This window comes from Acidaminobacter sp. (assembly GCF_030247605.1).
Lineage (GTDB): Bacteria > Bacillota > Clostridia > Peptostreptococcales > Acidaminobacteraceae > Acidaminobacter.
Map to the genome: position 1 here is coordinate 137,157 of NZ_JAOTSB010000003.1, position 12,709 is coordinate 149,865.

Genomic DNA, 12,709 nt, shown 5'->3' on the forward strand with positions numbered 1-12,709 from the left:
TTACGACACCTCCACACCCTTTACCAGCTCTAAACCGCCGGCATCCATCAGGGCAAGGGCCATCAGATGGTACAGGTCACCTGGGTGGTCCGGCGTCTCGAAGGTGTTGACGGCATTTATTGGCACAATGACTCTTGAGGGTCGATTTTTCGACTGAAAAAGGGTTTTCAAAACCAGCGCAAATTGGAGCACGCAGATATCGGTACAGTCTCCGGTCAGGATCCAGGTGGAGCGCCGCTCATTTTCGCGGAACCAGTCCTGAAAAGCCTGCGAATGCCAGATTTGGGTTGAGTTTTTATCGAGTCTTATTATCCTTTCCAGGGATGTAAGTTCACTGACAAGGGCGCTTTCTTGGCTGCCGGCCATGCAGTGGGCAGGGTAGGTGCTGAACTCCTCGGCGTCCGGTGTGTGAGTATCCGATGGCGCAATGACAGGAATGTGCCTCCCGAGACAAGCTTCAGCCAAACTGGCAATACCGGGGATCAGCGCACCGACTCTTGGACTGGCCAGGAGGCCTTCCCTCGCAAAACCATTTGTCATATCGATGATGACCAGCGCCGTATCCTCCGGCTCTAGTGACTCCAGTGACAGGGTTTCGAACTGTTCAAGCCGGGTCTGAAGCTTGTCCAGCCAAAGGAGGGCGCTGCCGTTCAATTTGAGCTGTTGATTCTCATTGAGTGCTTGGTTCATGGAGATGCTCCTTTCGAATTGAAGGATGGACGTGGGTGTCTGCGGCAGAGGCCTATCGACCCTGCTTCCATAGACCCCCACTTCTACATGGATCCCGCCGTCACGCCAGGACGCCACTTCTACCGTTCTTACTCCTTCTGATTCATACCCTGTTTCACGCCCTTGCAGACAGTGTGCGGATGTGATAGTATGGATTGAATTTATCAGTCCGTCCCTTATAGACCGCAGTTTGCTGCAGACTATTTAACCTTAAAAGGAGTTTATGACCGTGAACCTTATAACGCTGGATTCGAAGGAAACGCATCTCTTATATACGGATCAGAGATTATTTGAGCTGATGCAGCGCGCTGTCCCGGGTGCTGATTATGGGAAGATTAAAAGTATTTCAGAGGCACTCTATTCCAACTTCAAGAGCAGGATGTATCTTGTGGTGGGGGAGGGAGAAGAAGGGACCATCGGCATAATTGGTCTTTCCAAGGCTCAGCGTGGGGAAGCGGAAATTCAACATTTTGCGCTGCTGGAGTCTGTCGACAAGATCGAAGTGGGGCGGGCGGTGTTCGCGGAGCTGAAGGAGAGCCGGCGGGATCTGGCGGTGCTGCGGATCAGAGTGCCACACGAGCAGTCGCCTTATTTCAGAAAGCTGGATTTTTCAATAAGACGTTATCCGGACAATCCATACGGGCTGGACGGAGACCAGTGCACGCTGAAGTTTTAGCGTATAAGGGGATAAGGGGTTAATGCGCAAGGTTTTAGCGCTGAATACCGGAGTTTAACTACATTTCTCTTGATCTTCTGACTGTGACGGTATATAATATCAAGGTTGACAAAATACTTCGCCTGCTCCCGACTTCGGACGAGCAGGCTTTTTAAAAAATAAAGGATGGAATTATGTCAGATCAAAGCATAAAGCAAGGCATACTGAACCTCGCGGTCATCGCTCACGTCGATGCCGGCAAATCGACCCTGGTCGACGCACTGTTGTCTCAAAGCGGCGTCTTCAGAGCCAATGAAGAAGTTGTAGAGTGCGTCATGGACAGCAACGACCTCGAGCGTGAGCGCGGCATCACGATTTACTCAAAGAACTGTGCGATTGAACACAGCGGCGTGAAGATCAACATTGTTGATACGCCTGGCCATGCTGACTTCTCCTCCGAGGTTGAGCGGATCATGCGCACCGTGGACTCGGCTATTTTGCTGGTGGATTCCAGTGAAGGGCCTATGCCGCAGACGCGATTTGTTCTCCATAAGGCGCTGGAGCAGGGGATTAGACCGATTCTTTTCATCAATAAAATCGACAAGCGCGACCAGCGCGCTGAAGAAGTCGTCGACATGACTTTTGACCTCTTCGTCGAGCTCGGGGCGACTAACGAGCAGCTTGATTTTCCAATCGTCTATGGCATCGCTCGAGAGGGGATTGCCAAGATTGAGATGTCTGATGAGAGTACCAACCTGGAGCCACTCTTCGAGACGATCATCAAGCACGTGGACGCTTATCCGAATCTGGATACGGAGCCCCTTCAAATGCAGGTTTCTTCTTTGGCCTATGACGAGTACATTGGCCGTCTGGGGATTGGCCGTATCAAGCGCGGTGTGGTTACCAGGGGCCAAACGGTCGCTGTCGCAAAGCAAAATGGTGAGATCGTTCGCGGCAAAATTGCGAAGGTTTTTGTCAACGAAGGGCTTGCCCGGGTTGAAAAGCCGTTTGGTACGAGCGGAGATATCGTTACTATAGCAGGCATTCCGGATATTTCGATTGGTGAGACGATCTGCGCGCTGGATTTTGTAGAGCCGCTTCCGTTGATCGAAATCGAGGAGCCAACGCTTTCCATGAACTTTTATGTCAATGATTCTCCGTTCTGCGGACGCAGCGGTAAATTCCTGACCTCCCGTCACTTGAAGGATCGTCTGGATCGCGAGCTGGAGGTCAATGTGGGACTTCGCGTTGAAGAGCTTGAGAGCAAAGAAGGCTTCAAAGTCTCCGGCCGCGGAGAGCTGCATCTTTCCATTCTTCTTGAAAATATGCGCCGTGAAGGCTATGAGATAGGCGTTTCCAAACCGGAGGTTCTCCTTCATGAGGAAAACGGCCGCCTTTGTGAGCCAGTTGAGAAAGTGCTGATCAACGTTCCGGATGCTTATAGCGGCGTGGTCATCTCCAAATTGAACCAGCGAAAAGGCACCATGCTGCTGATGCACTCTGAGGACGGCTACACCCGCCTTGAGTATGCAGCGCCGACACGCGGGCTTTTGGGATACAGAAGCGAATTCATCAACGATACCCGTGGTGAGGGCACGCTGGTCAGATCCTTTGAAGGCTTTGAGCCGCACTTTGGAGAGATTCAAGGTCGGAACAACGGCGTTTTGGTTGCCCAGCAGCCCGGAACGGCTATGGCTTATGCTATTTCAAATTTGAGTGAGCGCGCGGAAATTTTCGTAGAGCCTGCTCAGGAAGTCTATATAGGCATGATTGTTGGCATGAACAGCCGTCGTGATGACATGGTCGTCAATATCTGCAAGAACAAGAAGCTGACCAACATGCGTGCGTCCGGTTCGGATGACGCGGCGCGCGTACCGGATCCGAGACTCTTCACACTGGAAGAAGCCCTCGAGTTTATCGAGATGGATGAGCTGGTCGAAATCACGCCTGAAGCGATTCGTTTGCGCAAGCGCATCCTCGACGAGCAGGACCGCCTCCGCGCGAGCAAGCGCAAGGATGCCCAGCCGGCGTAGTTTCCGGTCTCAGGGCTGCATTGATTTAACGCTGACGGTTCCGTTTGAGAATCGCTCATAATATGCAAAAAAATAAAACACTGTGGATCATCAAACGCCGTAAGGCTGCTGATCCGCAGTGTTTTTGTTTTGAGTCAATGGTGGACTTCTATTTCATTGTTTCATCCAAAAAGAACTTTTTTTGCCGATGGCACACCACCATCTTCAGTACAGTATTAAAGGGCGTCCCCGGTATCCCCGTTCACCTCAGGGCTCTTGCAAACATCCACCCACGTGCCGTTGGTGATTTCCTGCAGGCGCGCCGGTGAGATCTCAATGGACGCATTAGGTGCGCCGGCAGCCGGGAAGACGGTCTCAAAGCGCTTCAGTGAAGCATCAAGACAAATTTTCATGTCTGTTCTGAGTCCAAAGGGACAAACTCCGCCCACTGGGTGGCCGGTTGCTTCCAGAACATCTTCTGCGGTCATCATTCTGGGTTTGGCTTTAAAAGCGGTTTTAAATTTTTTGTTGTCCAGGCGGGACATGCCGGAGGTCACCAGAAGGAATTTTTCTTCGCCGGCGTATAGGGCAATGCTTTTCGCAATCTGGTCAGGTTCGACATTGTGGGCTGCGGCTGCCAAATCCACAGTGGCGGTGCTGCCCTCAAGCTCCATGATTTCAAAGCTGAGATGGTGCTGTTCAAAAAACTTTCTGACATCTGATACGGCCATGGTGTCAAGCGCTCCTTTGCTTAAGTTCGAAAACAATTCAAATCTTAAGATATTATAATATTTTAAGTCTATTATAACCCTTTACATTGGTCGGTGCCAAGTGTATATTATTTAGTGTGCGAAATATTATCAAGCGAAATATAGTGGAATAACTGGCTCTAATGAAGAACGCCTGCGTAAATCAAGTTATAAATGAACAATACAGAGAAGAAATATTGCAAAATTATTACCGTATCTGACACCAAGTTCAACTGAGTGTCAGGCACCAAGATCAACTGAGTGTCAGACACCAAGATCAACTGAGTGTCAGACACCAACACTAACTCGGTGTCAGACACCAACACAAACTCAGTGTCAGACACCAACACAAACTCGGTGTCAGACACCAACACAAACTCAGTGTCAGACACCAACACTAACCCGGTGTCAGACACCAACACAAACTCGGTGTCAGACACCAACTCCACCTCGGTGCCTGTCACCAAACCATAACAAGGAGGCTCGCTTATGTCCGATTCAGATCACCAGAAGAAATATATCATCGCCAGGCTGTTCCACGACCTCAGCATGACCGTCAAGCAAACCATGCGAAAGGAATTCGAGAGCATGGGCGTGACTATGCCCCAGTCCATGGTTATAGGGACGCTGATCAAAGGCGGCACCATGAAGGTCAGCGAGCTCAGCGAAGCCCTTGGCTTCACCAACAGCACCACCTCCGGAATCCTGGACCGCCTCGAAAAGCAGGACATCATCCGCCGTGAACGCACGCCCGAAGATCGCCGCGTCGTCTATATTACCATTACTGACACTTTCAAAGAAAAACACAACGGCTTTGAATCCTGCTTCAGTCAAAATTTTGAAAAGCTGCTAAAAGGGGCAGATGAGGACGAGCTGAGCACCATCCTCAAAGGACTGACAACCCTTAAAAAAGTGCTTAATTCCCAGGAGGACAATCAGGCATGATCAAACTCTTCAGATTCGCTAAACCCTACAAATTTTTGATCACAGGCGTCATCCTGCTGGTCTTCCTGCAGACCATGGCCGACCTGTATCTCCCGACCTTGATGTCCGACATCATTGATAAAGGCGTCATGCAGGGGGATACCGGCATGATCATGAGCACCGGGGCAAAAATGCTCCTGGTGGCCGGTATTGGCGGCATAGGCGCAATTCTATCCAGCTTCTGGTCTGCCAAGGTAGCGGTGGGATTTGGAAAAATCCTCAGAAACCAGGTATTTACCCATGTCTCAACCTTCTCTGAAAAAGAGATTGACAGATTCGGGACCGCGACCCTGATCACGCGTTCCACCAATGACATTACACAAATCCAGAGCGTCTTCATCATGATGCTGCGCATGATGATCAGCGCGCCGTTCATGGCGGTGGGCGGCATGATGCTCGCCTATTCAAAAGACCGAACCCTGACCCTGGTCTTCGTCGTCGCCATGCCCATCCTGGCCCTGGTCATTGGATTCATAGCCAGCAAAGGGATGCCGCGCTTCAAAATCATCCAGGTCAAGCTCGACCGCGTCAACCTGGTGCTGAGAGAGAAGCTGACGGGCATCCGGGTCATCAGAGCCTTCAACCAGAGCCTCTACGAGAGGCAGCGCTTCGACGAAGCCAACCGGGACGTGACCGACAACTACATTAAGATCAACCGGATCATGGCATTTATGATGCCTTCCATGATGCTCGTCATGAACCTGACTTCCCTGGCCATCCTGTGGTTTGGCATTATCCGGATCGACAGCGGCAATATGGCCATGGGTTCTTTGGTTGCCTTCACACAATATTCCATGCAGATCATGTTTTCCATGGTCATGCTCTCCATGATGTTCATCATGGTACCGAGGGCTCAGGCGGCAGCCGTCAGGGTCCTCGAGGTCCTGGATGCACACCCGGAGATCAAGGATCCGGAAAATCCCGTTCAAAGCAGCCTGACCCGGGGCAACGTAGAGTTCCGAAACGTGACTTTCCATTATACCGGCGCAGAGGCGCCAGCCATATCCAACGTCAGTTTTGCCGCCGGACCCGGCGAGGTCACAGCCATTATAGGCAGTACCGGCGCTGGCAAATCCACCGTTCTCAATCTGATCCCGCGCTTCTACGACGCAGTGAGCGGTCAGGTTTTAATCAATGGTGTCGATGTCCGCGAATGGTCCCTGGAAACCCTGCGCCATAAAATTGGCTACGTCCCGCAAAAGCCGGTTCTGTTCTCGGGCAGTATCAGTGACAACCTCCGCTACGGCCGCACAGACGCCCGTGAAGAGGACATCACCAAAGCCTCAGAGATCGCTCAAGCCGACAGCTTCATTAAAGACTTCGAAAACGGTTACGCCCACAGCGTCTCCCAGGGCGGCACGAATCTCTCCGGGGGCCAGAAGCAGCGGCTTTCAATTGCCAGAGCTCTCGTCAGAAATCCTGAGATCTATCTCTTTGATGACAGCTTCTCCGCCCTGGATTTCAAGACGGATGCCAACCTAAGAGAGGCTCTCAAAGCCGTCACAAAAGAAGCGACCGTCATCATTGTCGCTCAGCGTGTTGGTACAGTCATGGACGCGGACCGCATCATTGTCATGGATGAAGGCCGGGTGGCAGGCATTGGCACCCATAAAGCACTCCTCGACAGCTGTCCGGTCTATCGCGAAATTGTTCTATCCCAGCTCTCAGAGGAGGAAATCGCATGAGCCAAAACAGAGATTCAAGTGCACAAATGCGAGACAGCTCCCGAAAGAGCATGCCCCGTGAAGACGGCCCGCGCATGGGTCCCGGTCCAAGAGGACATGGCATAGGCACGCCGGTTGAAAAAGCGAAGGACTTCAAAGGCACCTTAAGGCGCCTGATCCAGTTTCTGAAGCCCCATCAGGCGAAACTCATCCTCGTCCTGATCCTCGCCATGGCGAGCACACTGTTCACCATAGCCGCGCCAAAGGTCGCCGGTCAGGCCATGAACAAGCTGAGAGATGGCTTTGTGGCAAAAAATGTCGTTCAGCAAATGATCCCAGTCCAGGAAGCAGCCGCAAAAGAAATAAAAGCCATGCAAAGCTCAGAAGCTCTGCCGATGGACGCAGAAACAAAAACCAAACTCGAAAACTTTCTGGATCTCCCGCTGCTCACCGAAGCAGAAGACGGCGAAACCAAAGCCATGATCCTGACTCAAATGTTCGGCATAGCGGAAACCTTGCCCCAAGTCTCCACGGGGTCTGACCCCGCCGGATCACCTGTCAACCCTGCCGACACCATGACCCCAGAGCAGCTGGATGACACCCTCCGGGCTGTCAGGGAGACCAACGGCCGCATTGATTTTTCCGCGATCGGCACCATCGCCATCTTGCTCCTGGCCATGTATGTCCTCAGCGCCGGGTTCAGCTTAGCCACAGGCCTCGTCATGTCCGGCGTCGCCCAGAAGACCGTCTACGACCTCAGAAAAATGGTGGACGAGAAACTCGAACGCCTTCCGCTCAGCTACTTTGACAAGCGCACCCACGGCGAAATCCTGAGCCGGATGACCAATGACGTCGACACCATTTCCGGCACTCTCCAGCAGAGCTTGACCCAGCTGATTACCGCCGTGGTCCAGCTCGTGGGCTTCATTGTCATGATGCTGACCATCAGCCTCCCGCTGACCTTGATTGTCCTGGTCTCCCTGCCGCTCTACATCTTCGCGACTCTCTTTGTCACCAAGCGCTCCCAGAAATATTTCAAAGCCCAGCAGAAGTCCATGGGCCAGCTCAGCGGCCATGTGGAGGAGATGTACTCCGGCCACAGGATCGTCAGAGCCTTTGGCCAGGAAGAGGAGTCCGTCCAGAAATTCAAGGAAGTCAACGACGCCTTGTATGAAGCCGGCTGGAAGGCCCAGTTTGTCTCAGGCACCCTGTTTCCCGTTATGGGATTCATCAGCAATCTGGCCTATGTGGTCATTGCGGTCATTGGCGGGCTCTTCATGACCCGCAGCATCCTCAACCTGGGTGACATCACGGCCTTTATCCAGTACTCCCGTTCCTTTACCCATCCCATTGTCCAGACGGCCAACATCGCCAATGTCGTCCAGTCCACCATCGCCTGCGCGGAGCGGGTTTTTGAGGTTCTGGACGAGCAGGAAGAAGTCAATCCAGTGCTTTTTGCAGCCGATGGTCACCGCGCCCCAACCCTCGCCCCAGTTCAGCAGACTTGCGGCGCCGTCGAGCTGGAGGACATTTCCTTCCGCTATGTCGACCATGAACCGCTGATCGAGCACATGTCCCTGAAAGTCGACCAGGGCCATACCGTCGCTATAGTCGGGCCGACCGGCGCCGGCAAGACGACCCTGGTTAACCTCCTGATGCGCTTTTACGAGCTGAAGGGCGGGCGGATCACCATTGACGGCCTGGATATTGCCAAAATGCCAAGAGAAGCCCTCAGGTCCCGGTTCGGCATGGTCCTACAGGACACCTGGCTCTTCAACGGTACCATAAAAGAAAACATTGCCTACGGCAGACAAGGCGCAACTGACGAAGAGATCGTCGAAGCCGCGAAAGCAGCCCACGCCGACCACTTCATCCGAACCTTGCCGGAAGGCTATGACACCGTCCTCAACGAGGAAGCCAGCAACATCTCCCAGGGCCAGAAGCAGCTCCTCACCATAGCCCGGGCCATCCTCTCGGATCCGGCGATCATGATCCTCGACGAGGCGACCTCCAATGTCGACACCCGCACCGAGCATTTGATCCAGAAAGCCATGAACCGCCTCATGGAGAACCGCACCAGCTTCGTCATAGCCCACCGCCTCTCCACCATCCGCGAAGCCGAAGTCATTCTCGTCATGAACAAAGGCACCATTGTCGAAGTGGGCAGTCACGACGAGCTACTCAGAAGGGGCGGCTTCTACGCAGATCTCTATCAGAGCCAGTTCGCCGGCGCCATGGTGGAGGCCAGCGCTTAACAGACCTCAAAACAAAAAAATAGTGGCCGATGGTCCCTCGTCCCCACCCCTCAATAGGTGTGGATCTGGAACTATCGGCCATTTTATGTTACATAAATGTTACCGTCCGACCCCAACCTGAAGTTGGGGACGCGGACGGTAATATAATTTTGGAAATAGATGACAGCGGCCAGCGGCTTCCAACCCGCCATTCCCAAAAGGCATTCGTTGAAGCCTCAAAGCCTTACAATCCTTGTTCCCAACTTCTCGGCCTCTTCCAGGTCATGGGTGACCAGCACAATTGTCAGGCCGGTCCTGTGCTGAAGGTCCAGCAGAAAGTCCTGCATTTTGAGGCGCATGTCGCGGTCCAGGCTGCCAAAAGGCTCATCCATAAGGAGGATTTTGGAGTGGCAGACCAGCGCCCGGGCAATGCCGACCCGCTGCTTCATGCCGCCGGAAAGTGCAGCCGGCTTTTTATGGCGGTGCTCACTGAGGGCAACGGTATCCAGAACCCCTTGAAGCTCGGTCTCTGACAAGTCCTTTGCCACAAGGCGGATGTTGCCTTCAACCGTTTTCCAGGGGAGAAGGGTGTCGAATTCCTGAAAGACAAAAGGCAGCGGCACCTTGGTTCCTTCAAAGAGCTCGGGATGGTAGTGGACCTCACCGCTGTCACAGGGTTCCAGCTGCCCAATCACGTTGAGCAGGGTGCTCTTTCCGGCGCCGCTGGGTCCCATGATGACGAGAATCTCATTATCGTAGACGTCGAGGTTGAAATCTTCAAAGATCACTTCGCGGCCAAAAGATTTTTTCAGGCGTTCAAGTTTGATTAAGGTTTTTTTAGGGGGCTTCATGCCGGTTCACCCGCTTTCTCAGGCCGGAAGATCCAGGTTTCAAAGAGAATCCCGCAGAGGGCAATGGCCGCAAGGCCCGCGTACAGCCCCGCCGTATCCATGTACATCCGCCGCTCATAGAGCAGCCATCCAAGGCCCGACTGACTGCCGGTGATGCCAAAGATCATCTCGACGCTGATGAGGGCCCGCCAGCCCCGGCTCCAGGCCACGCCCAGAGCGCTTTTGAGGTCTTCGGCCGCGCCCAGGCAGTAGAGATGCCAGAAGCGCTTCCAGAGTGAAAGCCGGTAGGCGCGCTCAAAGCGGCTGAAGCGCCGGCTGAGCCTTTCCACGGCCAGGCTCAGCTGAGTCCAGAGGGGCCATAAGGTCGCGTGAATCATAATCAGCAGCATGGAAGTTCTTGACAGTCCAAACCAAAGAATCACCAGCGGCAGAATGGCCACGCCGGGAATAGGCGCCGCAAAAGCGCGAATCAGGTCCACCGCAGTTTTGACGAAGACGGATGTCTTCGACAATATAATCAGGACAACGACTGCCGCCAGGCTGATCATCATGGCCAGCCATACGACGGCAACGCTGTACAGGGTTTTGAACAGCAGGGCTTCCTCCATTAATAGCCCCCAAAAGCGTCTGCCGATGGTCGCCAGTCCCGGAAACAGCATCTCCGAAAAGGGCCCGAACCTGGCCGCAGCCTCCCAAGCGAGGAAGAACAAGACAATAATGAAAATTTTGTAGTATCGTGAACGATTAGTTTTCATTTTTTCTCCAGTAGAGATCCTCTAGATTTTGTGGATTTTTAATCATGCCCGTACGGTACATAAACTCATGGAAGGTCTCAAGTCCCCGCACCTCACTGTCAAAGCGAAGCTGCCCATTTGAGAGATGAAGATCGAGCTCCGCCGCTGAATAATCATAGGCCGCGCTTATAATCTCAGCCGCTTCCTCCGGATGTGTATTCATAAAGGTCACTGCGCGCAGGAGGGCGGACTTGAAGGCATTATACAGCCGTATGTCGTCATGGACGCGCTGAGGGCAGATCCCAACTATAAAAGTAAAGGGACCGCCCATGATAGTATCGGCATCCACCAGCGGGTGGAAATCTTCCTGAGCAAGCTCCTGCTCGAGATAAGGCGGAGACGTGAAGTGAAGCTGGGTCTTAGGACCGCTCAGCATGGCGGTCATGGCATCCGGATGCGCCATGGCAATGAGCTGATTGTCAAAGGCCTTTGGGTCCTTCAGTTCTTTCTCAGCAGCCATAGACAGCAGAATGTGCTGCACACTGCCGAGCTGGGGCAGCATGATTCTGTGCTCGGATGTCAGTTGGCTCAGTGAGGTCAGATCAGGATCCTTGGTCACCAGGGCCATGGGGCTTTCCGAGACGCCGGAGATAATGCGCCAGTCCATACCGTTGTCCTTGCCTATTAAAAAAGGCGGGATGGCGACAAAGCCAATGTCCAGGTCCCCGGAGACCATAGCTTCCCGGATGGCGGCAGTGTTGCCAAGAGTCTTGAATTCTACGTCCGTTGTTTCAAGACCGGCTTTCGCAAGCTCTTCGCTGAGGATCTCCGTAGCCTTCAGGATTTCGATAGGCGCGTAAGCCAGCCCGAATTGGTCCGCTATGACGAGTTTTTTGGGTGTGCTGGGCTGGGTGCTGACGCGACCATCGACACATCCAGAAAAGAGAAGGGGGAGCAGGATGACCAGAAGGGTGAGACGAATAAAACTATTTGGGAAATGTCGGTTCATATGGGGTGGTCCTTTCTTTATATAAGCTGAATGAATCTCTTGAACTTATTCGCGTGCCAGAGTATTGTTTCCCGGAGCCCCTGTTCAAAGTCATGCTCCGTAGACCAACCGAGTTCGTTTTGAATTTTGGAGGCGTCCACGGCATACCGCCGGTCGTGGCCTGGGCGGTCGGCAACGTATTGGATCAGGGAGTCGGACTCGCCCAAGAGTTTGAGGATCAGCCTGACAACTTCCATATTGGTTTTTTCGCAACCGCCGCCCACGTTGTAGAGTTCCCCAGGTCGGCCGTGATTCAGAATTGCATCCAGGGCGCGGCAGTGATCCGAGACGTGGATCCAGTCCCGGACATGGAGGCCGTCACCGTACACGGGGAGGGGCTTAAGGTTGAGGGCATTTTCAATCATCAGCGGGATCAGCTTTTCCGGGTATTGACCCGGGCCATAATTGTTGCTGCATCTGGAAATATTGACAGGCAGGCCATAAGTTTCTGCATAGGCCAGAACTATGAGATCCGCGCCGGCCTTCGAGGCGGAATAGGGACTGCTCGGCCGTAAAGGGGAAGTCTCGTTGAATTTTTCCGGGGCCGGAATACTGCCGTAGACCTCATCTGTGGAGATCTGAAGAAATTTGACGCCGGCCTTAAAGCTTCTGCAGTTTGGGTCGGAATTCTTGGTTTTCCAATGATTTTTGGCGGTATCCAGCAGGACCTGAGTGCCTATGACATTCGTCGTCATGAAGACGTCCGGCTCCAGGACGCTCCGGTCCACATGGGACTCCGCGGCAAAGTTAATGACTTGGTCAATGTCATGGGCTGAGAAGATCCCGGCCATGGCCTCACGGTCGCGGATGTCTTCTTTTATGAAAGTGTAGCGCGACTCCCCCGAAACTTGAGTGAGATTATCCTGGGATCCGGCATAGGTCAGAAGATCGACGTTGACGATCCTGATTTTGGGGTATTTCTTTAACATCATGGCAATAAAGTGACTGCCAATAAACCCGGCACCGCCGGTTACCAATAGCGTCGTCATAATGAGGATGCTCCTGTCGCAAAAATTGAAGTTTCAGTCGGGTCAAAGGAACTAATTTCA

At 53.2% G+C, this 12,709-nt stretch carries 11 protein-coding genes; 5 read left to right on the top strand and 6 right to left on the bottom strand.

The features are described from left to right. Complete coding sequence (locus OEL90_RS02560; RefSeq protein WP_300687033.1) at positions 1-807, bottom strand: cysteine hydrolase family protein; 807 nt, start codon at positions 805-807, stop codon at positions 1-3. Positions 808-958: 151 nt separating this feature from the next. Here OEL90_RS02560 and OEL90_RS02565 point away from each other — a divergent pair, with 151 nt between their 5' ends. Further along, entirely contained in the window at positions 959-1,405 is a 447-nt protein-coding gene (locus tag OEL90_RS02565; protein WP_300687034.1) for a hypothetical protein, read from the top strand. Between the two features lie 173 nt (positions 1,406-1,578). Further along, positions 1,579-3,417 (top strand): translational GTPase TypA, encoded by a 1,839-nt coding sequence (gene typA / locus OEL90_RS02570; RefSeq protein ID WP_291403370.1) that lies wholly within the window; start codon positions 1,579-1,581, stop codon positions 3,415-3,417. A gap of 215 nt (positions 3,418-3,632) precedes the next feature. Here the strand turns inward: typA and OEL90_RS02575 are convergent, their stop codons facing one another. Continuing rightward, positions 3,633-4,127, bottom strand: coding sequence for a YbaK/EbsC family protein (locus OEL90_RS02575; protein WP_300687036.1), 495 nt, complete (start codon positions 4,125-4,127; stop codon positions 3,633-3,635). A 507-nt stretch (positions 4,128-4,634) separates the two neighbouring features. Between OEL90_RS02575 and OEL90_RS02580 the strand changes: the two genes are divergently transcribed. The 3 genes from OEL90_RS02580 to OEL90_RS02590 are packed head-to-tail and all read left to right on the top strand — an operon-like array spanning position 4,635 to position 9,048. Beyond that, positions 4,635-5,090 (top strand): MarR family winged helix-turn-helix transcriptional regulator, encoded by a 456-nt coding sequence (locus OEL90_RS02580; RefSeq protein WP_300687038.1) that lies wholly within the window; start codon positions 4,635-4,637, stop codon positions 5,088-5,090. Beyond that, positions 5,087-6,814, top strand: coding sequence for an ABC transporter ATP-binding protein (locus tag OEL90_RS02585; protein WP_300687040.1), 1,728 nt, complete (start codon positions 5,087-5,089; stop codon positions 6,812-6,814). The genes OEL90_RS02580 and OEL90_RS02585 overlap by 4 nt, the downstream gene beginning before the upstream one ends. Further along, complete coding sequence (locus OEL90_RS02590; protein WP_331488097.1) at positions 6,811-9,048, top strand: ABC transporter ATP-binding protein; 2,238 nt, start codon at positions 6,811-6,813, stop codon at positions 9,046-9,048. The genes OEL90_RS02585 and OEL90_RS02590 overlap by 4 nt, the downstream gene beginning before the upstream one ends. 215 nt (positions 9,049-9,263) lie before the next feature. Here OEL90_RS02590 and OEL90_RS02595 read toward each other — a convergent pair whose 3' ends face one another. The 4 genes from OEL90_RS02595 to rfbB are packed head-to-tail and all read right to left on the bottom strand — an operon-like array spanning position 9,264 to position 12,649. Then, the gene (locus tag OEL90_RS02595; protein WP_300687041.1) at positions 9,264-9,878 is read right to left on the bottom strand and encodes an ABC transporter ATP-binding protein; all 615 of its coding nucleotides are present in this window, start codon (positions 9,876-9,878) and stop codon (positions 9,264-9,266) included. Then, complete coding sequence (locus tag OEL90_RS02600) at positions 9,875-10,633, bottom strand: ABC transporter permease (RefSeq protein WP_300687042.1); 759 nt, start codon at positions 10,631-10,633, stop codon at positions 9,875-9,877. Before OEL90_RS02600 ends, OEL90_RS02595 begins: the two co-directional genes overlap by 4 nt. Further along, positions 10,623-11,621, bottom strand: a complete 999-nt coding sequence (locus tag OEL90_RS02605) for an ABC transporter substrate-binding protein (protein WP_300687044.1) — start codon at positions 11,619-11,621, stop codon at positions 10,623-10,625. The genes OEL90_RS02600 and OEL90_RS02605 overlap by 11 nt, the downstream gene beginning before the upstream one ends. Positions 11,622-11,638: 17 nt before the next feature. Beyond that, positions 11,639-12,649 (bottom strand): dTDP-glucose 4,6-dehydratase, encoded by a 1,011-nt coding sequence (rfbB, locus tag OEL90_RS02610; protein ID WP_300687045.1) that lies wholly within the window; start codon positions 12,647-12,649, stop codon positions 11,639-11,641. Between the last annotated feature and the right edge of the window lie 60 nt (positions 12,650-12,709).

Excerpts from the sequence above, each read along its gene's own strand:
- typA (WP_291403370.1), top strand. The coding sequence starts at position 1,579 with ATGTCAGATCAAAGCATAAAGCAAGGCATACTGAACCTCGCGGTCATC.
- OEL90_RS02575 (WP_300687036.1), bottom strand. The coding sequence starts at position 4,127 with ATGGCCGTATCAGATGTCAGAAAGTTTTTTGAACAGCACCATCTCAGC.
- OEL90_RS02580 (WP_300687038.1), top strand. The coding sequence starts at position 4,635 with ATGTCCGATTCAGATCACCAGAAGAAATATATCATCGCCAGGCTGTTC.
- OEL90_RS02585 (WP_300687040.1), top strand. The coding sequence starts at position 5,087 with ATGATCAAACTCTTCAGATTCGCTAAACCCTACAAATTTTTGATCACA.
- OEL90_RS02590 (WP_331488097.1), top strand. The coding sequence starts at position 6,811 with ATGAGCCAAAACAGAGATTCAAGTGCACAAATGCGAGACAGCTCCCGA.
- OEL90_RS02595 (WP_300687041.1), bottom strand. The coding sequence starts at position 9,878 with ATGAAGCCCCCTAAAAAAACCTTAATCAAACTTGAACGCCTGAAAAAA.
- OEL90_RS02600 (WP_300687042.1), bottom strand. The coding sequence starts at position 10,633 with ATGAAAACTAATCGTTCACGATACTACAAAATTTTCATTATTGTCTTG.
- OEL90_RS02605 (WP_300687044.1), bottom strand. The coding sequence starts at position 11,621 with ATGAACCGACATTTCCCAAATAGTTTTATTCGTCTCACCCTTCTGGTC.
- rfbB (WP_300687045.1), bottom strand. The coding sequence starts at position 12,649 with ATGACGACGCTATTGGTAACCGGCGGTGCCGGGTTTATTGGCAGTCAC.